This window comes from Clostridium sp. CTA-1 (assembly GCF_054768215.1).
The window spans coordinates 1-24,503 of record NZ_BAAAAP010000035.1 but is presented as its reverse complement, the minus strand read 5'-3'; the positions used below and the strand labels follow the sequence as shown (position 1 = coordinate 24,503).

Sequence of the window (24,503 nt, the reverse complement as noted above, 5' to 3'; positions counted from 1 at the left end):
ATATATATTTTGTATAAATTCTTTAGTTAATCCTATAAAAATAAGGTTAATATTTTAATTTTAAATACTAAGTATTGTAATAGCTCTTGTAAAGTATTACAATGTTGTTATATATTTTTACTATTACATAGAGGAGAATTAATAATGGAATACAGTAAAAACTTCGATGTGAGAAATAATAGAAATCTTACTATGTTAGTGGATTTTTATGAACTTACTATGGGAAATGGATATTTAAAAAGTGGTATGGGAGATAAAATAGCCTACTATGATATGTTCTTTAGAAGAGTTCCTGATGGTGGAGGCTATTGTATTATGGCAGGAGTTCAGCAACTTATTGAATATTTATCCAGTTTAAAATTTACAGAAGATGATATAGAATATTTAAGATCTAAAAAGGAGTTTTCCGAAGAATTTTTAGACTATCTAAAAAACTTTAAATTTTCTTGTGATGTTTGGGCAGTACCGGAAGGATATCCTGTTTTCCCAAATGAGCCTTTAGTTACAGTCCGTGGTCCAGCCATTCAAGCTCAATTTGTAGAAACTATGATACTTCTTACTATAAATCACCAAACTCTAATAGCTACCAAAGCTAATAGAATCTGTAGAGCTGCTGAAAATCGTTCTGTTATGGAATTTGGCTCTAGACGTGCTCAAGGTTATGATGGTGCTATATATGGTGCAAGAGCAGCTGTAATTGGTGGATGTAATGCAACTGCTTGTACTATAGCTGAAGAAATGTTTGGAATACCTGCTGCAGGTACCATGGCACACAGTTGGATACAACTATTTCCTACAGAATATGAAGCTTTTAAAGCCTGGGCAGAAGTAAATCCAGAAAATTGTGTACTTTTAGTAGACACCTACAATGTACTAAAATCTGGTATTCCTAATGCTATAAAAGTATTTAATGAAGTATTAAAACCTAAGGGTATTAGACCTAAAGGCATTAGAATAGATAGTGGTGACATAACTTATCTTACTAAAACCTGTAGAAAAATGTTAGATGATGCAGGCTACAAAGATGTAGGCATTGTGGTTTCAAATTCTCTAGATGAATTTATAATAAGAGATGTACTGAATCAAGGAGCTAAGATTGATAGCTTTGGTGTAGGTGAAAGACTTATAACTGCAAGATCCGAGCCTGTTTTTGGTGGTGTATATAAACTAGCCGCAGTAGAGGCTTGTGATGGAATAATAACACCTAAAATTAAAATAAGTGAAAATGAAGAGAAAATAACTAATCCAGGATTTAAAAAGCTTTATAGAATATATGACAAAAATTCTCATCAAGCTATTGCGGATCTTATTACTATGAATGATGAAAAAATAGATGAAAGTAAACCCTTAGAAATATTTAATCCTTTATTTACATGGAAAAAGAAAAAAATTAAAGATTACTATGTAGAAGAATTATTGGTTAAAATATTTGATAAAGGAAAGCAAACCTATGAAAGTCCTGATGTTATGGATATAAAAGCCTTTGCGAAAAAACAAACTGAAAGATTTTGGCCTGAAGTTTTAAGGTTTGAGAACCCTCATAACTATTACGTAGATCTTTCCCCAAAGCTTTGGAGAGTTAAACAAGAACTTTTACATAAGTTTTCAGATACTTATGAAGAATAAAAGGTATTTATAGCTTTAAAATAGACTTCTAAAAATTTTAAATTTATTTTTACCTTTTAACTTATAATAAGCAATAAAAGCTATGAATTGAAATATAATAAAATTTTTCAATTCATAGCTTTTAATTTTTTTATTATTACATTAAGCAACAAAGCTTTGTATTAATAACATTATAGCTGATAAGGCTGCTATATATCCCATAAGCGGCATTATAAATTTAATCCATTTATCATAAGTAACATCTACCATAGCTAAAGTTGCCAGTATAAGTCCAGTTGGAGTTATGAATGAAATTAATCCCTGACCAAACATATAAGCATTTACTATAGCCTCTCTTGGCAATCCTACACTGTCTGCTAGAGGTGCCATAATAGGCATTGAAAGTACTGCAAGGCCTGAAGATGATGGTATAAAAAATCCAAGTCCTATAAATACAATTAACATAAATATTATAAATACACTAGAATTCATTCCAGCTATCATATTTGAAGAATGATATAAAATTGTATCAGAAATCATACCATTTTCCATAACAAGATTAATAGATCTTGCAACTCCAATTACCAATGCAACTCCTACTAAATCAGCTGAGCCGGCTACAAACTTATCTACAAAATTCTTTTCTCCCATTCTTGAAATTACACCTAAAATGATTCCTACAACAAGGAATAGGGCTGTCATTTCTGTAAACCACCAGTCTTTTTTAGCTACGCCCCAAATCATAACTACGAAAGTTAATGCAAATATTATTAACATGAGTTTACGACCTAAAGAGAATTTTGGAATAATATCATCTTTACTATAATCTTTTAAAAACTTCTCTTCAATTTCTTTCCTTTGTTCATATATTATAGATTTGCTCGGATCTTTTTTAACCTTAATTCCATATTTTACAATATAAACAATAGTTATAGCTACAGCTATAATAAGTCCTATAATCCTAAATATAAATCCTGAAGCAATAGATATCCCTGAAGTATTAGATGCTATAACAACAGAAAAAGGATTTACCGTAGCGAACATAGTACCTATAGATGATCCCATATATAAAGCTGCAATACAAACTAAAGCATCATATCCTGCCGCTATAAAAACTGGAACCAGTATGGGATATAATGCTATAGTTTCTTCTGCTAAACCAAAAGTAGTTCCACCTAAAGCAATTAATGTAGTAATAATAACTATAAGCAAATATTCTTTACCTTTAGTAGCTACGGAAAGTTTTGCAATTCCTGCATCAAATGCTCCACTACTATTTACTACACCAATAACTCCTCCTAAAATAAGTACAAACATTATAATATCGATAGTATCATACACCCCTTTGATAGGTGCTTCAATTACTTCAAAAAACCCTTGAGGTTTCTGTTCTACCTGTTCATAAGTATCTGGAATAGCTACAGGCTTATTAATACTACCATCTTTAAATTTTTCTACACTTACTTTAATCTTAAGTTTATCCAAAGTCTTTTGTGTTGCTGGTAATTCATTTGTCGATTCATCTGGTTTAGTTACAACAAAAACTTTACTATCGTTATCATAACTTAATTTTGAATAAGATCCAGCTGGAACTACGTAAGTAAGTATAGCTGCAATAATTAATACAATAAACAATACCGTAAAAGCTGTCGGAAAGCTTATTTTCTTTTTCTTTTTTGTCACAACAATCCCCCCTATTTTTGATATATTTTCAAGCATCGCTTTTTATCTATGCACTTAAAATATAATATTTTAAGTGTATAGATATTGCTTTAAGCAAAAACGCGCTCTTCTATAATAGATTAATAAAAATTATTATTATATACTAATAAATTTTTTATAGATTAAATTTAATATTATAAGTACTGTTCTGTTGTAAACTTATAGTGTTCTCTTATGAAATCTAATCCCTCATTTATAGCTGCATCATCTATATTATCAAAATCTTTTTCAATACTTACCTTGTTGTTCTCCAACTCCTTAAAAGGACATACGCCCTCATTATTTTTGTACTCATATAAAGCACATTCTTTAAAACATTTTATTTCTTCATCAAGAGTAGTTAAAAATGGACATTCCATAAAAATTCCCCTTTCTCCCACTATAATACAAATAATATTATACATCAGAAGAAAAAGTATTTAAATGGTTTTGTTATAAAATTAACTAAATTTTCATTTAATTCAATCAACCCTTACATTTTTTTATAAAACTTTATATTTTTTAATACTTTCCCCATGATTATCATATAAAACAAAATCCCTCAAAAACTAATTACTACTATTTACAATTAGTTTTTAACCTAAAAATCAAAGAACCATTAATAAAATAATTAACAGTCCTCTAATTTTTACTCTCCTAAATAAATAATTTTAAATTTTAATAATTCTTATTTCTAATGAAACTACATTTAGAATTAAGAATTACTTAGTATAAATATATATTCTGTTTTAAAATTAAAGTGATAATTTATATATATTCAAAACATCTTCAGTACTTAAAGGTTTAAAACCACCTAAAGTTCCATTTCTTGTAGCAGCCTTTGCCATTTGTTCTAGCTTTTCTTCTCCTATACCCACTTCTTTTAATGTAGATGGAATTCCTAATTCACTAAAATATTCTCTAGTTTTTTCTATAGACTTTTGGGCTACTTCATATTTATTTTCCTCTGGATCTATGTTCCAAACATTTACTCCATATTCATAAAAATCATTTACATTTTCATCATTTAAAACATATTTCATCCAATTTGGTGTTAATATAGCTAACCCTACACCATGAGTTATATCATAAAAAGCACTTAATTCATGCTCCATAGGGTGTACACTCCAAGGTTCTGATTTACCATAGCTTAATAATCCATTTATAGCTAAGCTAGATGCCCACATAAGGTTAGCTCTAGCTTCATAATTTTTTGGGTCCTCTATGGCTATTTTCCCATACTTTATACAAGTTTTTAAAATAGCCTCTGCCATTCTATTTTGAATATAAGCTTCCTTTGTCTTACTAAAATAGGCTTCAAATATATGACTCATTATATCTGCAGTTCCCGCCGCTGTTTGATTTTTAGGCACTGTAAAAGTATATTCTGGATCTAATATAGAAAATTTAGGAGCCATAGAAGGATGTCCTACTCCTATTTTTTCATTAGTATCCATATTACTAATTACTGCTCCAGCATCCATTTCTGAACCAGTGGCAGCTAATGTTAATATACTTCCTATAGGCAGCGACTTATTTATTTTAACTTTTTTAATTACTATGTCCCAAGGATCTCCTTCATAATAATATGATGCGGCTATTACTTTTGAGCAATCTATAGTGCTTCCTCCCCCTACTGCTAATATAAAATCAATATTATTTTCTCTGCATAATTTTACTCCTTCCCTTACACTAGTTACTCTTGGATTAGGATCTATTCCTGAAAGCTCAACAAATTCTATATGATTACTCTTTAAAATTTTTATAACTTCATCATATATTCCATTCTTTTTTATACTTCCTCCACCATAAGTAAGCAATACCTTTGACCCATATTTTTTTATTTGCTCTCCTAAAATATTTATTTGGTTTCTACCGAAAAAAATTTTTGTTGGTATAGAATAATTAAAATTTAGCATTATTTTTCCTCCTACTATACTTTAATTAAGTATTATTTTAAGAAATAGTTTGAAAGCATATACTACGATAACTCTTATGCATTCATGCCATTACCTAAAGGCTATCCTAATTTTATTGTAATCATTATTCTTTTTAATATAAATAATTCTATACTACGTAAAAAAATCCTTTTATACTGAAGTTATTATTATTTTACTTATTTTTTTCAAATTCTAAAGCTTATTTATTTTATAATAATTATTAAAATTTAAAATTAAACTATAAAGTAATTGTTTGTTTTGGGTATTTTTTCTACATTACTGGTTAAAATAACAATATATAATTTATACAAGGAAAATAGATTTTTATTTATAGGAGGAGCTTTACTATGAACGTAACAAGTATATCATTGTCTTATTTATTTTTAGGTATATGTTTGATATCTTTAAGTTTTTTTATTTATTTTAAAATATTAACTAGCAATTCATCTAAAAAGGATGAAAAAGGTGAAAAAATAGTTGGAAACATGAAAGACCCTGAAACTTGGATGAATAGGAACAATAGAATGGCTTATGTTTCTTTATTTTGGTCTATTGTATCTTTAGCTATATTTATTTACTTAAAATTTTTTACTATGCCTACTATAATATCAATATTATATGTTATTGGTTATATTTTTTTAATAGTTATATCAGTTGTAATAGCTGGTATGAAAAAACAGGAAAAAAGTATTTAAAACATTCCACCAGCTAATTAAAAGTTGGTGGAATATTTAATATACTTTTATTAATTTTTTTTCCCCTTAATTATATCTATAAAATTTTTTACAATAAGTGCTGTAAATCCCCATATAACATTGCCTTCATATTCATAGAAATATTCAGGAATAGTTCCCTTACTAAACTTATAGTTTTTACCATTTCGTATAAGAGAAAAAGGAAAATCCCCTGTTATACTAGGCACTATATCTATTTCGTAACAAATAGGTGAATTTTCTAAAAAAAACTCTATAGGAACTTCAAATACGTGATCTACTTCCTGCTTATCAGGAACTATATCTGCATCTTCAACCATTGCAACAAAAGGATACATTACAAAATTATAGGGACTAATAAAATAGTCCATCTGTCCTATTACTTCTATTTTTTCCTTATCTATATTAAGCTCCTCTACAGTTTCTCTTAAAGCTGCCTCTAAAGGCCTTTCTCCTTTTTCCATTTTGCCACCTGGAAGACAAACATCTCCTGGCTGATTCTTTAAAGTTAATGCTCTTACTTCAAATATTATATTAATATTCTCTCCTACTTTATTTAATAATATCATTACTGAACTTCTTTTAAACTTACCTATAGGCTTTGCTTTTCTACATTGAAATTTTTCATATACTGTATCTATTAATTTTTTCTTCATAGTTCCTCCTAAAAATGATTTATACCTAAATAAGCATTAGGTATTTATTTAACACTGAATATTTAATAATTTTTTGCTTTATTTTATAAAATTATTAAAAAATTTACCCTAGTGTGGATAAAATTTACGAACATAGACTAAAATTTTTTATTTTACTTTAGTCTATCACAATACTACATATCCTAATCATAAAATATTATATTTTTATGATTTATATTTGTAAAATATACTCTCTAATGCTATACTATCAAAGTGTATACATATAGTATATACTTAAAATTTTATATTTAAATTATAAAAAAGTAAACGGAGAGATGGCCTATGAGAAAAGGAAAAATGACTTTAATTTCACTATTAATTTTTATTTTCACCTTAACATCTAATGTATTTGCTGCAGGAGATTCAAATACTGAGCCTCCTATTATTTATGGTAAAACAGCTATGACTATAGATGTTGAAACTGGTGAAATAATATATGCTAAAAATATTGACAAGCGTATGTATCCTGCTAGTACTACAAAGTATTTAACCGCCCTTTTATTAGCTGAAAACAAAGGGAAAAATGATAATATACCTTATACAGCTACTGCTAAAAGTCAACCACCATATTCTATGAATATAAATCTTCACCCTATAAATATAGGGGAAACCATAAAAGCAGAAAATGTTATGGATGGATTACTACTATTTTCTGGTAATGATACAGCCTACATGATAGGAGATGCCTTAGCTGGTAATAGTAAGAATTTTGAAAATATGATGAATAAAAAAATACAAGAATTAAATTTAAAAAACACTCACTTTGTAACCCCTAATGGATTACATAATCCTAATCATTATACTACAGCTTATGATTTAAGCATAATTAGTAGAGCTGCTTTAAAAAATCCTTGGGTTTATCAATCTTCTAATAAAAAAGAAAGTTCTATAGTCACTTCTAAGGGTACAAAAATGACTGTAGAAAATAGTAATAAACTTTTAGGGAAAGATGGTTGTGTTGCAGGTAAAACTGGTTATACTGATGCCGCTGGTAGATGTTTAGTAACTTTATTTAATAGAGATGGTAGAAAAATACTTGGGGTAGTTATGGGCTCTGTATATGATGCTAAAGATTCTTTTGTTTTTGAAGATATGAAAAAAATTATAGACTGGAGTTATAATATAAAACCATCCACTCTATATAAAAAAGACTCCGCCCTAAAAACAGAAACAGTAACTTATAATCCTTTAAAATTTATAGGACCTTCTGTGACTGTAGATGTGCCTGTAATTTTAAAAGAAGATGCTACTTATTATAAAAATGAAGTAAATGATAAAGAAACTAATAAAACAATTAATATAGATAATACTTCTTATGCTGCTCTTTCTGGGAAAAAAGGTATGGGAACTTTAACTGTGAAAGAAAGGGAATATGAAAAAAAATATGAAGTATACTCTGGTTTATCTAAGGAAGAAATAATTAAAAAGAATATGCCTTTTTATGTGGTTTCCATAGCTTTATTACTAGCTATAATTGCTATAATATTCTTCTTAATAAAATTTATTAAAAATAAAATAAATAGAAAAAATAAAAGCAAAAATAAATACTGGTATTAAAATATGAAATATTATTTATATAATAAAAAAACTTACTGATATATTCTAAATATATAATAAAAACACTATCACTTATATTTTGATAGTGTTTTTATTATATTAAATTGTAAATAAACATAAATATTTTATATTTTTGTTTTTAAGTTTATTCTCTTAAGCTTTCATACAATAATTAATTTTATACTTTTAATAGTAACTGCTTTACCTAGTGACTAAATCATCTAATTTACACATCAATACCTGAGATAAAACTACTACTTTTTCAAAACTTGGATTCTTTTTATCCCCTCTTTCTAATTCTTCTAAATAGGATTTTGAAATAGATGTTGTAAACTTAGGATTATGAGTAAGATTTTCAATGTCCCGAGCAGTATAGCCCAACTTAATTCTAGCTTCTCGGATTTTTTTCCCATTTAACATATAAATCCCCCTTATGAATTGGTAAAGCAATATTTAATTTTCAACTTAATTATACATCAAAATTAAAAAAATTTATATATATATATTTACTATATACTATGTAAAATTAGTATAAAATATCTATATAAAAGAGGGTGTCTCAAAATAAAAACAGCCTTAATTTTAGTATAGTAAATATAAATAATACATGTAATAAACATATAAATGAGCTTTAGTAGTTCTTAATTTGACGAAATTGAAAATTTTTGTAATTCCTCACAGGATGTGAGGAGCCAGTAGTGAAGCCAAGGAAGGCACCTCTATTGGGTAAAAAACTTTTAATGGAATCAAATTTAGAACTGCTTAGCAAAATGAATTGCTTTATGAATGTATTATTTATATTTACGGTTTTAAAATTAAGGCTATTTTGAGACATCCCTTTTTATTACTATTTATTTTTAACTTTATTTAAGAATTTTATTGTTCTTTCATTTTTAGGATTATTAAATACTTCCTCTGGTGTACCCTGTTCTACTATATTTCCACCATCCATAAATATAACTTTGTCTGCTGCACTCTCTGCAAATCTCATTTCATGGGTTACTATAATCATAGTTGTATCTTGTTCTGCTAATTTTTTAATAACCTCTAAAACTTCACCAACAAGCTCCGGATCCAAAGCTGAAGTAGGTTCATCAAACAACATTATTTTAGGATCTACTGCCATAGCTCTGCCTATCCCTACTCTCTGTTGTTGCCCGCCAGATAATTTAGAAGGATAATAGTCCTTTTTATCTTCTAATCCTACCTGTTTAAGTATACTTAATGCTCTTTCTTTAGCCTTATCTTTATCCATTTTTTTTACGATTATTAAAGGTTCCATTATATTTTCTAAAGCAGTTTTATTTTTAAATAAATTATAGCTTTGAAAGACCATAGATGTATTCAGCCTTAGTTCATGTATTTGTTGTTTGGTAGCTTTCTCTACATCCACCTTTAAATCTTCTATTTCTATTATACCTTTTTCAGGTTTTTCTAAAAAATTCATACATCTTAATAGAGTAGATTTTCCTGTACCTGATGGTCCTATAACGGCAACTACTTCACCTTTTTTTATATCTAAATTTATTCCTTTTAATACTTCTACCCCATTAAAAGACTTGTGTAAATTACTTATTTTTATCATATGTTTTCACCTACCTTGCTAATAAACATTATTCATCTTTCTTTCTAGTATATTTTGTAAATATCCAAAGGCACTAATTATGATCCAGTAAATAATTATTACTGCAGTAAAAGATTCTAAAAATCTATAACTAGATGCTCCCTCACTTTGTGCCACCGCCATTATCTCTACTACCCCTAAAGTAAAAGCTAATGCAGAACCCTTTATAATATCTACAAAGCTATTGGATAGAGCTGGCAGCGCTACCCTAGCAGCCTGTGGAAATACTATTCTCTTCATGGATTGAATTGGTGTCATTCCTATAGATAAACTTGCCTCTATTTGCCCTTTATCTACAGAAGAAATAGCTCCCCTTAATGTTTCTGACATATAAGCTGATGCATTAAACCCTAAGCCTATAATGGCTGCAGTCATAGCATCCATATTTTTCAAACTAGGTATTAATTGAACTATACCAAAATATAAAAAGAACAATTGGGCAATTAAAGGAGTCCCTCTAAAAAAGGATACCCATATTTTGCTTATGCTATAAAGAACTTTGATTTTTAATTCATTAATTACTGCTATAAATATAGCAAGAATTAATCCTAAAATCAATGCTAAAAAAGAAATTATAAAAGTAACTTTCAAATATTTAAGCATTAAAGGCACTAATTTATTAAAATATTCTAGGTCAAAAATCATATACTACCACACCTATTCCTTCTTAGTTATATCAAGTTTAAACCACTTTTGTGATAGTTTACTCATTGTACCATCAGCCATCATATCCTTTATAGCTTTATTTATATCTTCTAGCATTTTTTTATTTTTTCCGTCTTTTTTAAATGGATATTGATTAATTTCAAAAACATATTTTGGATCATAAAGTTTTAAATCCATCTTTTCTTTTTCTATAACTGTTTTAGCCTTAACAGTTCCAATCCATGCTGCATCAAGCCTTCCAATTTCTACATCTTTCTCCATTGGAGTTTGATCATAAGTTAAAACCTTTATATTTAAGCTTTTTTCCTCATTTAATTTTTTTAGAGTTTTTTCTCCATTACCTCCTAGGGTACATCCAACTTTTTTACCTTTTAAATCCTCTAAATTTTTAATATCTTTATCCTTGTTCACTACAAAACTATATCCACTATAAGCATAAGTTTCTGTAAAATCATATTTTTTTCTTCTCTCTTCTGTAGTTGATATTTGATGAGCAACGGTATCTATTTGACCTGCATCCAACATTCCAAATAATCCACTAAATTTTGATTGTTTAAATTCAATATCATATCCTGCTTTTTTCCCTATTTCATTCCAAACATCAATTTCAAATCCTTGAAGCTTTCCTGCCTCTGTATAACACCATGGGTAATAATCTGGTGATGTTCCAACTATAATTTTCTTTTCACTCTTGCTATTTCCTGTATTTTGCCCCTCTGTTGAAGTAGCTTTTTCCTTTCCACAACCAGCTAAAAGAGTTATTACTGCTAGAGCTGATACTAAAATTAAAGATAATTTTTTCTTTTTCAATTTTATTTTCCCTCCCATAATTTCACTTTAAAAATTATAAAAATCATATAAACCTTTTTTCACAATTATTACTTTTAAATTTTATTGTTTATAGCTTTTTCAATTCTCTCTAAAGCCTCATTTAGCACCTCTCTAGGGCAAGCTATATTCATTCTTTCAAAACCTATAGCTTCTTCTCCAAATATATACCCTTCATCAAAAGCTACTCCTGCTTCTTTTAGCATAAATTCCTCAAGTTCCTCCTTTGACATTTTTAATTCTCTGCAATCTATCCATAAAAGATATGTTCCCTCTGGCTCTATTACCTTTAACATAGGCATTTTTTCTTCAATAAATTTTTTTGCAAATTCTTTATTTTCTTGTAAATAATCTACTAATTCTTCTACCCATTGCTCTCCATATTTATAGGCTGCTTCACAGGCTATAGATGCAAAAATATTCAATCTTGACAATCCTATATTTTCCATAGCTATTTTGAATTCATTCATCAATCTTTCATTAGATATTATTATATTTGAACCTTGAAGACCTGCTAAATTAAAGGTTTTACTTGGTGCTGTACAAGTTATACTTATATCTGCAAATTCTTTACATATAGCTGCAAAAGGAATATGTCTATTAGGTTTATATATTAAGTCTGAATGTATTTCATCTGAGATTACTAATACATTATGTTTTAAACAAAGATTACCTACCTTTACGAGCTCTTCTTTAGTCCAAACTCTTCCTGTAGGATTATGAGGACTGCACAATATCATTATCTTTACTCTAGGATCTGAAAGTTTATTATCTAAGTCCTCAAAATCCATTTCATATCTTTTGCCATTAAATTTTAATGGATTGTTTACTATATGACATCCATTATTGTTTATAGCCTTGAAAAATGGATAATATATAGGTCTTTGTAGTAACACCTTGTCCCCTGAATGAGTAAAAGCTCTAACTATAGTATTTACAGCCATAACTATACCAGGGGTATTAGTTATCCATTCTTTTTTTATATTCCATCCATGACGTTTTTTCATCCAATTTACAACTTCTTCATAATAGGATTCTGTCGTAGCCGTATATCCATAAATACCATGATAAGCCCTATTTATTATTTCTTCTTTTACCTCTGGAAGTGTTTCAAAATCCATATCAGCTATCCACATGGATATAATATCTTCGTACCCAAAGGTTTCTTTATTAAAGTTCCATTTGCTACAATTTGTATTATCCCTATTTACTACTTTGTCAAAATTATACTTCATAAATTATCACTCCATATAAAATTATTTTAAATATTTACATTTTTAATAACATAAAGAATTTCTTACTTTGATATTAAATTAATTATTCTATTATAAATATCCTTCTTTTATCACTGGGAATTTTGTGATAATTTTGTCATTTTTCTACCTTTTTCATGATATCATAGTATATAAAATTAGTTAAATAGCATTTATTTATATTGAAGATTACATCTATCAAAATTTATTATTTAATATCATATAATTGAAATTAATTGTAAAAAAATCCCTATGCTATTAATTTTAAAAATAAAGTACTTTAATTAATTATAAATATACTAATTAAAGCACTTTATTCACGAAAATAAGCCTATAAAGTTATAATATCTTTATAGACTCATTTAAACTTATTGTATGTTTTACCATTTGGCATAATGTTCTTCTGCACAGCCTTTTAAAGCTTTTATATTAATACTGTTCCCCTTTTCATCTTTTATTTCCCCATAAAATTCTCCTATTATTTGATGAACTGTAGATTTTAACAACACTGCATTCGTTTGAGCCTTTCTATCATATATAGGTTCAAAAATAAGATTTACTTTATCAGATATTTCTGTTTTTATACTCCAAGGTTTCATAAGATTATTCTTATCATAATCATATAATATACATTCATTTAGCTTTAAAATTTTTCCATCTATTAACAGAGCATTTTCTGTAATATCTGTACCATCCGTCCATTTTGCTCCTAAATTAAGCCCTATGATTTTTCCTTGTTGATTCCCTGATGCAGTAGCCCAGTTCCACATAATTTTAAAAGGCCATATCCCTCTTCCAAAATCCAATCCCGCAAAACTATTACTTTTATCAAAGATATAGGTTTTATTATTTAGCATAATTCTTCCTTCTGTAGGTAGACAATTTTGCTTTGATGTAAATTGAAATTTATTTTTACTCCAAGGTATTAATACATTTAATGTTTCATGGCCTTCAGGATAAAGTACAGAAAATTTCGCTGTAAGATTTCTCCCCTTAAAATCTTTACAATGTACTAATATACTCATAGTTTTTAAATATTTATTCCATTTAAAAAGTACCTGTAGCTTGCCATTAGAAAACTCTACATTTTCAAAAACCTTCTGTGATATACTACATCCCTTCCCCAAAGGTGTAATAACGGTTTTTTCTGCGAATTCTTTCGTGTTGAAGTCATAAAAATATACAAAAGCCATTGCTATATAGTCTAAATGGGCTACAGTAACAGAAAATAGACAGTCTTCATTTATCATATACCAATAATTCCACTTTTTCTTTCTAAAGTTATTCCCCTTAAGGTTACAATGAAATATAGGCTCCCTACTCCATCCTATACTTTTTTCATTTAATTTACCGTCCTTTTGGCATACGTTTACTCCAGTCATTATTTCTTTTTCATTAAAAAAAATTTTCCCCATTTTTAATAATTCCCCACCACCAAAGCCTTTATATTATTAAAACTAGTAATACCTTATATTTTAACTCCCCACACTTTCTTTTTAACTAGTTATAGCTATAACAATTATATAACATACAAAAATAAACCCTAAACTGAAAATAAATAAATTAATTTCACAAAATTATTATAACACACAATATTTAAATAAAAAAGATATTATGCTATTCTTTTTAATATATATGTTATATTATTTTTGATAATTAAATCAATTATGCATCATATTAGTTTTTGTTTTTCTATATTATAACTAAATATACGTTAAATTATAAACTTTTAATATTATATATTTGTTTATTTTCAAATTTTACTTATAAGATTATTTAAGTAATCTTTGTATAGGGCTTACTGGCCCTAATAAATTCAGTATATCTTTAAATGGTATAGGTATTTGGAATAAACCATAAGCATATGGAGTGTACTTATATATTGGATAGTATAATACTAATGAATTTGGAGTAAGATAAAATTGCTGGTCTTCATCTAACCCTTTATATTCTTCTATTAAAGGAACGTTATTTGCTTTTATATACTCTCTTACCTTTTGTTCTAATATAGGTTTGTAGTTTATTTTACTTGTGAAAAGGTCACTTAATTTATAGAGCTGTCCCGTATTTAAATCTATATTTAAAGATGAATAAGCAGTAAGACCATGCGCTGCATTAGCATAATAAGTATACATACCAAATAATATACTTAATAAACAGCTTTTATTTAATTTAACTTCATAGAAACCTATAACCTCTTGAATATTTGCTTTTCTTGGTATCAACACTTGCTCTTTAAATAAGTTGCTTACCTCGTTATCTATAGATTCATTTACAAATTTTGATATATTCTCGTTACCTATATCCTGTACAAATGGATATGTTATCTTAAAATTTTTAGGCTGTAAATTTTGTTCATTCAAAGGAAGAGGGTCAATATTACATTGTCTATAATAATTATTATAGTATCTAAAATTATTGTGAAAATTTGGATTACAACTGTTTAAATAACAAAATCCATACCTGTTATAATCATAAAAGGGTATAAAATTCATATCATATCTTTCCTATATATTAATTCCCTTACCATTATATGTTATCAAATACAGTATTGATACCATATTTATTCATTTACTGCTTCTATAATTTTTCTTTTCCAAACTATAAAGTAAAATGTATATATAAATAAATATATTATAAAAACCTGTATTTCAGATGCATCATTTTTATAATTATATATTAATCTATTTAATTTAAATATAAAAAACAAATTTAATGAACTAATTAAAAAAGGTACAAAAAACATAACTAACATTTCTTTATTTATTATAGAATTTATGTTTTTTTTAGATATTCCTAAATTTATCAATATATCATATTTACCTTTTTCTTTTTTTATATCATCATAAAATTTATAATACAAAAGACTTACTCCCATAAGAAAAAAAACTAAAGCTACAGCACTACAAAGATAGAAAAAACCATAGGCCGATCCTCTTTCTTTCATTAATTCTAGTTGTTTTATATATATTCTTTCATTAGGCAATCCCTCTTTTATACTTTTCAATTCTTTTATGTATTTTTTTAAATTCTCTAATTTATACATATAGTAATTTATTTTTTTATCCTTTGGTAATGCTATTAAAGAGCTATCTTTTACTATAATAATATCTCCCATAGTTTTACTTTGAAATATACTTTTTTCTCCTATTTCATTTATTTTAACTTTATTACCATTAATATTTATTACTTCATTAAAATAATATTTTTTAATATCTTCTTCGCTCATATTACCATTATATAACATTACAGCCTTATCTTCTTCTATATTATAAACTGGATAAGAAAGTTCACTAGTTATTTTATTATATTCCGATTCTGATATAATACTATATTGTGCACTTTCTACATCGTAAAATGTAACTTTTACCTTTTTAAATTTAATATTATTCTCTTTTAGTTTATTATCTATAATATTATTATAATCCCTCTCTTTAACTACATAACCTATATCAATAGGGTATAAAATGTCCTTCTTTTTGTCTATTAAATCTTTTTGAACATATAAAATTCCAAATATAAATATAGATATAGACAAAAACATAGTCATAATAAAAAGAAGATTTCTATTTCGAAGAGTTTTTTCCCTAATATTTGATATAAAAATCATATTTACTTTATCCATATATATTAGTTTAATTTTTGATATTTTAGTCAATACATAGGGGAATAACTCTGTTAAGCTTAATAATGTATATGAAAATCCTAATATAAAAAATAATATTATTTCTGCTGTAGATTTAAAAGAATCCATCCTTTTACTGATTATAAACAAGCATATAATCAATATTATACAAACTATACTTAAAAACAGAGATGGCTTTCTTTCCTCATATATCTTATTAAGTCTTTTTACATATCCTCCCTTAGTTATGCCGCATATAATGAATATTATAAGAAAAACTTTAATTGTATCTTTTATAGCCTTAATATTTCCTATTGTATTTATATTTTTGCTCAAAGTTTTTCCTATACCCATCATCATAAATTTAGAAAATACAAAGCCTATTACAATTCCTAAAACTGTTATTATAACACCTAAAAATAAGCTTTCTATAAAAATAATTTTTTTCATCTTTTTCTGAGAAATTCCTAACTTATAAAATATTTTAAACTCCTCTATTCTAGATCCCAAAAATATATTTATAGAATAATCAGTTAAAAAAAATATACCTATTATTAATAATAATTTTATAAAATTTAAATCATCTATAAATCCTATGGTAAATGCATCTTGCACTAATTCTATATTATTTAAAATCAAAGAAAAAAAATAATATACTATGACAGATACTACGCCACTTAGTATAAAAACACTATATYTTCTTAAATTCCTTTTTATATTATTTATAATTATAGTATTAAAACTCATTAATTCTTCCTCCTAAGAACATATTAAAATTTAATATATCCTTATAAAAGTTTTCCTGATTTTCCCCCTTATAAATTTCACTATATATTTCACCATCTTTTATAAAAAGTACTCTTTTAGCATAACTAGCTACAAAAGGGTCATGAGTTACAAGAAAAATGGTACACTTCTCTTGCACATTAGTATCCTTGAATATTTGCATAACTTTCTTTCGGGAATTAAAATCTAATCTTCCTGTAGGTTCATCTAAAAACATAATTTTTTTTCTCTGAACTAAAGCTCTTCCTATTTCTCCCTTTTGATTTTGTCCTCCTGATAATTCCCATACCATTCTATTTTGTAAATCTTCTATATTTAAAAGTTTTAAAATCTTATCTGCTTCTTTTTCTATGTACTTTTTGTCCTTATTCTCAAAAAGCATTGGATAGATGATATTATCTTTTATAGTCAAATTTTTTATTAATTTTACATCTTGGAATACAAAAGAAAATGTTTTTCTTCTAAATTCCCTTCTTTCTTCCTCGTTAATCTTTTTTACATCTATACCATTTATAAGAATACTCCCTGCAGAAGGCTTTTCTATAGTAGAGGCTAATTTTAAAAGAGTACTTTTCCCGCTACCAGAGGGACCCATTATGGATATAAATTCCCCTTCATTTACGGATAAATTTATATTTTTTAAAGCTATTTTCCCTTTTTCTGTACCATATATTTTATAAACTTCTTTTAATTCAATAATACCCATAGATTTCTCCTAACTAACAAATCTAATATCAATTATTTTAAATAAACTATTAATTAAAATATATTGTAATCTTAGTACCTTCTCCTTCATTAGACTGTATATCCAATTCATGGTTTAATTTTTTACAAACTTCATTTGTTATATAGAGTCCCATACCTGTAGATTCTCCAAAAATCCTACCATTTTCTCCTGTATAAAAAGGTTCTATTACTCTGTTTATATCTTTTTTAGGTATGCCAATGCCCTCATCTTTTATATATATATAACTTCTTTTTTGCTGTTCTCCTGCTTTTATTTCTATCAGTTTTCCTTTTCCCTTTGAGTATTTTACACCATTAATTATAATCTGATCTAATATAAAAGATATCCATTTTCTATCTGATTTAATTTTAATATTATTCATTTCTACTTTTGGGAAAACTCCATTTTTTATAAACAATTTTTTATTATAGTTAACTCTATCTAAAACCAATTCTTTCAAATCGAACTCTGCCACATTAAAATCATTGTGAAAACTTTCTAACCTAGCATTGTAAAGAGCAATATTTAATCCCTCTTCTAATTTTTCTGTTTCTTCTTTGATATCTTTTATGCATTGTTGTTCTCCATTTTCTTGAATTATTAGTTTTATTACAGAAAGAGGTGTTTTCATTTGATGTACCCATTGATTTATAAAGTTTAAATGTTCTGTTTGCTTTTTTATATTTTCATGCATATGAAATTTATATATACTATATAATTCTCCAGTATATTCATTTAAATTTTTTCCTAATGTAGAATCACCAAAAGAATTTAAACAATCTTCAAATACTTCTGGTTTTTTCTCCAAACTTTTATACATTTTTCTTTCATTTAAATATTTTAATATTAAATAAACTAATAAATTAAACAAGCTTAATAATATGAAATAAAGGAAATTATCAAAATCCTCAAATCCCCCCATTAAGTTGTATAAGCTAAACAGTATCATAAAATTTAATAAAAATAATATTATAACACCCTTATTATTTTTTATAAAAATTTTCATCCTACTTCCTCCAGGTTACATTCAATCTATATCCTGCTCCTCTTACAGTTTCTATAGAATCCTTTATACCTAAATCTGATAATTTTTTTCTAAGCCTTGCTATATTTACATTTAATGTATTTTCATCTACAAAAGTAGTATCATCCCATATTTTTTCTAAAAGTTCTTCTCTAGTAGCTACTTTAGGATATATTTTCATCATTGCATCTAAAAGATCTCCTTCTTTTTTAGAAAGCATTGCCTCTTTTCCATTAAAATGGACCTGTAATCTTTCCGGATAAAAAAGTAATCCTTCTACATCTAGTATTCTTTCTACTTGACTATTTGCTGCATAATCACCATATACTCTTCTTAGCTGACTTTTTATTTTTGCTAAAACTACTTCATAATAAAAAGGCTTAGTAATATAATCATCTGCTCCACTTTCTATAGCCATAACTTGATTCATTTCTGAATCTCTAGCAGATATAAATATTATAGGACATAAGGATTTTTCCCTTATTCTTCTACACCAGTAATATCCATCAAATTTGGGCAAATTAACATCTAAAAGAATTAAATTTGGTTTTTCCATTTCAAAGATTTCTAATATTTTTTCAAAATCTTTAGCTACTAACACTTCATAGCCATATTTTTCTATATGTTCACCTAAAAGTTTTGCTATATTTTTATCATCTTCTATTATCATTATCTTGTAACCCATATTTATCACTCCCTTTTATATCTAGTGCAGTAACCACTCACCCCACCAATTTAATTATATTTTACGCACTAAAGCCTGTACTAAATTCATATATTAAATAAACTTTTTATTTTTAAAATATATCATATTTAGACTTAATAATTAATTCAAAGTTTAATCAAGTATATTAAAAATAAATATAGTAATAATTTAACTAGAACTAGATTTTATGAATTATTATTAAATTAGATTTAAAAATAATATATTATGCTTTTTTATGAATTAATTATTAGCTATTTTATTTATAATAAAGTTAAAATTARTAGACCATCTATTTTAAATTATAAATTATGAATATAATTTTTAAAAGTAATCTTTTGTTATTATTCATTTATTAATTACATTATATAAAAATGCTAAGAAACTCTTAGCTATTTTCACTTTGTATTTTGTAAAAATATTTTTGAATTACTTAGCATTTAAATCTATTTAAGTTCTGGATGAACAACTTTATATATCTTAGCCCTTTTTTCCATTTTGGGTCCATAGTACTCCCTAGCATAATCTTTCATTTTATCATCCTCTGATTGGTTTCTTTCTATCCATTTAACTGCAAATTCCCTGTAATCTCCTTTAAAATTCTTAGATATATACCAAGTTCCTATCTTTACATTTACATCTGGATTCCCTATATCTTCTTTTTTAAAATTTTTTAATCCCATTTCCTTTGCATAATCTAATACTTTTGTATCCTTTAAGTTAAAGGGACCACAAGGCTTAGAAGGTTCATATTTTAATTCCTCATTTGCTGTTTCAAAATTAATTACAGCTGCAACTAAATAAGGATCTACATTGTATTCTGTTGCATATTTCTTTATTTCATCTTTATGCTTTAAATCAAAGAGTACATTTCTTAAAAATACTCCTGAACCTATTGCTAAAATCAAAACCAATCCTACTAAAGATTTTAATATCTTTTTCATCTTTGTTTCCTCCTGCTTTTTATTGAATTTATTGAATATTTTTACACATATTTTTAGAAAATTTATATTAAATAGAACTTATATCTATTTATTTAGAATTTCTGTATTTATATTTCTCCATTTCATAATAAGTAGTTTTAAGAAAACAAACTCATTTTCCAATCTAATTTCTATAAATTATGATATTGCTTTGTAATAAAATTGTACTGTTAAAAAATAATAGATTAAATATACTATTGTATATGGTATAGCTACCATTGTTATTGGTGTTAATATACCTAAGTTTAAGAATCCTCCAAATATTGACAAAGCTACTCCTCCATGAGCTATGCCTACTATTAATGGAGCAAAGAATATAAATGCCATTTGTTTATATATGGAAGATTTAAGTTCTTTATTCCTTACCCCTATGTTTCTTAATATTTTATATCTATATTTTTCCTCCATAGCCTCTGAAAGTTGTTTAAAGAATATTATACTTGCCGTACATACTAAGAAAACTAATCCTACAAAGCATCCTATAAATAGCATAGTTCCAGATGAAGATATATTTTCTATATAATTTTCATAGTAATTAGAGTTAACCATTCTATACTTTGGATCATTTTTAGATCTTTCATAGTTTGTTATTATGCTATTAAAATCCTTTGTTAGTTTCACACTCCTATTATGATTTTCTACTAAATAAAGCGCATATTTCTCCTTCTTTATTTGATTTTGTAGCTTTATGAATTCCTCGTCTCTAACTATTAATACATTGTCTAAAACCATCATATTAGCTAATGATCTTTCTTCTGAATGTACTACTTTAAAATTTTCTTCACCTATATTAACATTGAGAATTTTATTTTTTTTATCAAGAAATCTTGGAAAATAATAAGCTTCTTTTCGTGAATTTATTTTATCTTTAACTTCAATATTCTTAGCTTTAGCTATTTTATTAAAATCTTTTTCTGATAAAATAGACTTACCATCATAAATATTATTATTTTTATTTTCATACTGCAGCACTGTAATATCTATTTTTTCCTTTAACTTATTTTTACTATTATTTTTTATAAGCTTGTCTATATCATTTATAACTTTATTATTTTCTACTTTTACCACATAATCAAAGGGCATATCTTTATCCATGTTAGCTGAAAAATATTTATAAAAACTTATACTAGCTCCTGAAGCTGTAAGAGTAGTGGCTATAAGTATAGCTATAGTAGCTAAGGTTCTAGAATTCCCTTTTATTCTATATAAAAGTTGAGCATTTGAAATCATATTTAGTTCTTTAAAATGATTTTTCTTATTATTTCTTTTTACTTTTAAATAATATACTGTAAAAGAACTAAAAAACAAATAGGTTCCTATTACTACTGTAGTTAATGTAATCATAGCAACTGATCCTAAACTTTTACCTTTGCTAATAATATACAAACCATGCCCACCCAATAAGAATATTAAGGATAAAACAGCCTTTATCCTTGAAGCTTTAGGTTCTTTTTCTCTCTTACTTTCTGCTGTAAATAAGTCTATTAATTCATATCTATATATAATACTAGATCCACTTATAGAAACTACAAAATATATTAATATAAAAGTTTTTATTGTGGAAAGTAAAGCTTTAATTGAAAACCCTGTATTTATAATATTTTCTGCATCTATAAGCTTTAAAAAAACTAATATAAAACCTTTAGAGAAAAAAGCTCCTAAAAAAATTCCTATGACTAAAGCCATAATTCCCATGGTCATAGTTTCATAAAACATCATTGCCGCTATACTTTTCTTTTTTATCCCTAAAATGGAGTATAAGGCCATTTCTTTTTTTCTCTTTTTAATAAAAAATGAATTTGAATACCATATAAATATAAAAATGAACAAAGCAATTATAGCTGATGCTCCTGAAAAAGATTTGCTTACAGTCTTCATTCCATTTGCTACATCTGCAATTTGATTATTATATTCAATAGCTTTAAACATAGAGTATATAAGTACGGAAAATATCATAGATGTTAAATATATAGCATAATTCTTAAAATTTCTTTTTACATTTTTAAAAGCTATACTAAATAAGCCCATTATTTTCTCCCCCTAGCATAGATGTTACATCTAATATTTCTCTAAAGAAGTCTTTTCTACTTGAATTATTCTCTATTTCTTTATATAATTTTCCATCCTTTATAAATATAACTCTGCTACAATAGGATGCAGCAAATGCATCATGTGTAACCATCATTATAGTTGATTTATCTCTTTCATTTAATATACTAAGGGTTTCTAGCAGCTCCTTTGATGATTTAGAATCCAATGCTCCTGTAGGTTCATCTGCTAATATTAATGCAGGTTTATTAATTAAAGCTCTAGCTGCTGCTACCCTTTGTTTTTGCCCTCCTGATATTTCATAAGGATATTTATTTAATAGATCCTTTATGCCTAACTTTTCTGTTATTTCTATTACTTTTTTATCTATTTTTCTATAGGATACTTTTGATAAGCTAAGGGGCAATGCAATATTCTCTTTAACAGTTAATGTATCTAATAAATTAAAATCTTGAAATATAAATCCTAATTTATCCCTTCTAAAATCTGATAGTTTATCTCCCTTTAACATTGTTATATCATCACCATCTATTAAAATTTTTCCTCCTGTAGGCTTATCAATTGTTGATATTATATTTAATAATGTAGATTTTCCTGCCCCTGAGGGTCCCATAACGCCAACAAACTCTCCTTCAAAAACTTTCATATCTATGCCATTTAACGCTTGATATATATTTCTCTTTTCTCCATATACTTTTGTTACATTTATAGCTTTCAGTATTTCCTTCATAATCTGTTCCTCCCTAAAACTTTAAATTCATATTACAGTGTTAATTATATATACAATAACAAGCATTAAAAATCGATTAATATTTCAACTACATTACAACTTTGTAATACAAATCTGTAAAAGTTGTAACATATTTTCTATAAACAAAGCACAATTTATTTTCTATCTTTTCTGGTCGCATACTATATACTACTAACATTACAAAAAAATAAGGAGATAAGCATTACACTTATCTCCTTACTTATATTCACTATTATTGGGGGATATTTAGAGGGACTCTTTTAATTTATATATATTATAACCATATTTTATTAATTTATTATTAATTAAATAAAAAGTTTTTTTAAATTATTGAAGTTTTTTTCATAAAACTTAATTTTAAACTAATTATTTATAAAAATATGATATAATATATTTTAATTAATAATTATTATTTTTATTTATTATAATATTATTTTCAATACTTTGCAACTATTTTTTTATTTATTTTCTTATTTATTTTTTATATTTAAAATTTCATTTTTTTATAATTAGGAGGGTGGAAAATGTTAGCTAAAAGTCATATAAAAAAAGCTTATTTTTCTATGGGTTGCTTTTGGTCAGTGGAAGCTTTATTTGATTCTTTGGATGGTGTCATTAAAACCTATGTTGGATATACTGGTGGAAGCACACTATTTCCTACCTATAACAGTATAGGAGATCATTTAGAAACTGTAGAAATATACTATGACTCTAGTAAAATAACCTTTGAAAATCTACTAATGGTTTTTGAAAAAAATCATAACTATACTACAAGACCTAATTTATTACAATATAATTCCGCTATTTTATATAATAATGAAAATGAAAAAGAGCTTTGTTTAAACTGGAAGAAGAGTAAAGAGGAAGAGTTAACTAAAGAAGTTTTAACTAAAATTTCTCCTATAGAAAAGTTTTATTATGCAGAATTTTATCATCAAAAATATTATGTTCAATTGGAACCTGTAATTATGTCTAATTTAAGATCTAAATTTTCTACTGGTAATGATCTAATCTCTTCTCCTTTATGTCATAAATTAAATGCTTACTTAGCGGGCTACAGCTCTCTAAAAAATCTAAATAAAGAGATTAAAGATTTTAATCTTTCAAAGGATGCTAAAAACAGATTATTGTCTATTGTAGAAGGTTTTAACCATACTAAATAAAATTAATTTTAAAATTCAATTGATTTTTTTATTTTTTATTAGTTATAACTAATAAAAAAGAGGTGTCTAAAAATACATTTTATTTTTAGACACCTCTTTAACTTATATAC

22 protein-coding genes are annotated in these 24,503 nt (G+C 26.2%); 4 read left to right on the top strand and 18 right to left on the bottom strand.

Features of this window, described 5'->3' with window-relative positions; all coding sequences use genetic code 11:
• Window positions 1-144: 144 nt before the first annotated feature.
• On the top strand, window positions 145-1,626 hold the full coding sequence (locus tag ACYUEW_RS18055) for a nicotinate phosphoribosyltransferase (RefSeq protein WP_043031826.1): 1,482 nt from the start codon (window positions 145-147) through the stop codon (window positions 1,624-1,626).
• Window positions 1,627-1,767: 141 nt separating this feature from the next.
• On the opposite strand, the gene ACYUEW_RS18050 is transcribed toward ACYUEW_RS18055, so the two are convergent.
• The 3 genes from ACYUEW_RS18050 to ACYUEW_RS18040 all read right to left on the bottom strand — a co-directional run bounded on the left by ACYUEW_RS18050 (window position 1,768) and on the right by ACYUEW_RS18040 (window position 5,225).
• Window positions 1,768-3,288 (bottom strand): YfcC family protein, encoded by a 1,521-nt coding sequence (locus tag ACYUEW_RS18050; RefSeq protein WP_080333511.1) that lies wholly within the window; start codon window positions 3,286-3,288, stop codon window positions 1,768-1,770.
• Window positions 3,289-3,461: 173 nt separating this feature from the next.
• A complete protein-coding gene (locus ACYUEW_RS18045; RefSeq protein ID WP_030034653.1) occupies window positions 3,462-3,686 on the bottom strand; it encodes a hypothetical protein in 225 nt (74 codons plus the stop codon).
• Between the two features lie 375 nt (window positions 3,687-4,061).
• Window positions 4,062-5,225: an iron-containing alcohol dehydrogenase gene (locus ACYUEW_RS18040; protein ID WP_043031825.1), complete on the bottom strand. Its 1,164-nt coding sequence runs from the start codon at window positions 5,223-5,225 to the stop codon at window positions 4,062-4,064.
• A 368-nt stretch (window positions 5,226-5,593) separates the two neighbouring features.
• Between ACYUEW_RS18040 and ACYUEW_RS18035 the strand changes: the two genes are divergently transcribed.
• Entirely contained in the window at window positions 5,594-5,941 is a 348-nt protein-coding gene (locus tag ACYUEW_RS18035) for a hypothetical protein (RefSeq protein ID WP_003486655.1), read from the top strand.
• A 50-nt stretch (window positions 5,942-5,991) separates the two neighbouring features.
• On the opposite strand, the gene ACYUEW_RS18030 is transcribed toward ACYUEW_RS18035, so the two are convergent.
• On the bottom strand, window positions 5,992-6,615 hold the full coding sequence (locus ACYUEW_RS18030) for an NUDIX hydrolase (RefSeq protein ID WP_003486656.1): 624 nt from the start codon (window positions 6,613-6,615) through the stop codon (window positions 5,992-5,994).
• 321 nt (window positions 6,616-6,936) lie between these two features.
• Between ACYUEW_RS18030 and ACYUEW_RS18025 the strand changes: the two genes are divergently transcribed.
• Window positions 6,937-8,211 (top strand): D-alanyl-D-alanine carboxypeptidase family protein, encoded by a 1,275-nt coding sequence (locus ACYUEW_RS18025; protein ID WP_043031824.1) that lies wholly within the window; start codon window positions 6,937-6,939, stop codon window positions 8,209-8,211.
• A 201-nt stretch (window positions 8,212-8,412) separates the two neighbouring features.
• On the opposite strand, the gene ACYUEW_RS18020 is transcribed toward ACYUEW_RS18025, so the two are convergent.
• The 14 genes from ACYUEW_RS18020 to ACYUEW_RS17955 all read right to left on the bottom strand — a co-directional run bounded on the left by ACYUEW_RS18020 (window position 8,413) and on the right by ACYUEW_RS17955 (window position 23,209).
• Entirely contained in the window at window positions 8,413-8,631 is a 219-nt protein-coding gene (locus ACYUEW_RS18020) for a helix-turn-helix domain-containing protein (protein ID WP_003491000.1), read from the bottom strand.
• Between the two features lie 427 nt (window positions 8,632-9,058).
• Window positions 9,059-9,796 (bottom strand): amino acid ABC transporter ATP-binding protein, encoded by a 738-nt coding sequence (locus ACYUEW_RS18015; protein WP_043031823.1) that lies wholly within the window; start codon window positions 9,794-9,796, stop codon window positions 9,059-9,061.
• Between the two features lie 18 nt (window positions 9,797-9,814).
• The gene (locus ACYUEW_RS18010) at window positions 9,815-10,480 is read right to left on the bottom strand and encodes an amino acid ABC transporter permease (RefSeq protein ID WP_003486666.1); all 666 of its coding nucleotides are present in this window, start codon (window positions 10,478-10,480) and stop codon (window positions 9,815-9,817) included.
• Between the two features lie 12 nt (window positions 10,481-10,492).
• Complete coding sequence (locus ACYUEW_RS18005; protein ID WP_042385214.1) at window positions 10,493-11,311, bottom strand: transporter substrate-binding domain-containing protein; 819 nt, start codon at window positions 11,309-11,311, stop codon at window positions 10,493-10,495.
• Window positions 11,312-11,385: 74 nt separating this feature from the next.
• Complete coding sequence (locus tag ACYUEW_RS18000) at window positions 11,386-12,564, bottom strand: MalY/PatB family protein (protein WP_003486668.1); 1,179 nt, start codon at window positions 12,562-12,564, stop codon at window positions 11,386-11,388.
• Window positions 12,565-12,962: 398 nt separating this feature from the next.
• A complete protein-coding gene (locus ACYUEW_RS17995; RefSeq protein WP_043031822.1) occupies window positions 12,963-13,997 on the bottom strand; it encodes a DUF2804 domain-containing protein in 1,035 nt (344 codons plus the stop codon).
• Window positions 13,998-14,354: 357 nt separating this feature from the next.
• Complete coding sequence (locus ACYUEW_RS17990; protein WP_163244090.1) at window positions 14,355-15,077, bottom strand: DUF3298 and DUF4163 domain-containing protein; 723 nt, start codon at window positions 15,075-15,077, stop codon at window positions 14,355-14,357.
• Window positions 15,078-15,145: 68 nt separating this feature from the next.
• Window positions 15,146-16,954, bottom strand: a complete 1,809-nt coding sequence (locus tag ACYUEW_RS17985; protein WP_460277600.1) for an FtsX-like permease family protein — start codon at window positions 16,952-16,954, stop codon at window positions 15,146-15,148.
• Entirely contained in the window at window positions 16,944-17,699 is a 756-nt protein-coding gene (locus tag ACYUEW_RS17980; RefSeq protein ID WP_163244092.1) for an ABC transporter ATP-binding protein, read from the bottom strand. Before ACYUEW_RS17980 ends, ACYUEW_RS17985 begins: the two co-directional genes overlap by 11 nt.
• Window positions 17,700-17,748: 49 nt before the next feature.
• Window positions 17,749-18,726: a sensor histidine kinase gene (locus ACYUEW_RS17975; RefSeq protein ID WP_003486677.1), complete on the bottom strand. Its 978-nt coding sequence runs from the start codon at window positions 18,724-18,726 to the stop codon at window positions 17,749-17,751.
• Between the two features lies 1 nt (window position 18,727).
• The gene (locus tag ACYUEW_RS17970) at window positions 18,728-19,429 is read right to left on the bottom strand and encodes a response regulator transcription factor (protein WP_163244093.1); all 702 of its coding nucleotides are present in this window, start codon (window positions 19,427-19,429) and stop codon (window positions 18,728-18,730) included.
• A 464-nt stretch (window positions 19,430-19,893) separates the two neighbouring features.
• Window positions 19,894-20,391, bottom strand: a complete 498-nt coding sequence (locus ACYUEW_RS17965; protein WP_163244094.1) for a transglycosylase SLT domain-containing protein — start codon at window positions 20,389-20,391, stop codon at window positions 19,894-19,896.
• 177 nt (window positions 20,392-20,568) lie between these two features.
• Window positions 20,569-22,458, bottom strand: a complete 1,890-nt coding sequence (locus tag ACYUEW_RS17960; protein ID WP_163244095.1) for an ABC transporter permease — start codon at window positions 22,456-22,458, stop codon at window positions 20,569-20,571.
• A complete protein-coding gene (locus ACYUEW_RS17955; RefSeq protein ID WP_003486683.1) occupies window positions 22,445-23,209 on the bottom strand; it encodes an ABC transporter ATP-binding protein in 765 nt (254 codons plus the stop codon). Before ACYUEW_RS17955 ends, ACYUEW_RS17960 begins: the two co-directional genes overlap by 14 nt.
• Before the next feature lie 545 nt (window positions 23,210-23,754).
• On the opposite strand from ACYUEW_RS17955, the gene ACYUEW_RS17950 reads away from it, so the two are divergent.
• Window positions 23,755-24,393, top strand: coding sequence for a peptide-methionine (S)-S-oxide reductase (locus tag ACYUEW_RS17950; protein WP_043031816.1), 639 nt, complete (start codon window positions 23,755-23,757; stop codon window positions 24,391-24,393).
• Window positions 24,394-24,503: the final 110 nt, after the last annotated feature.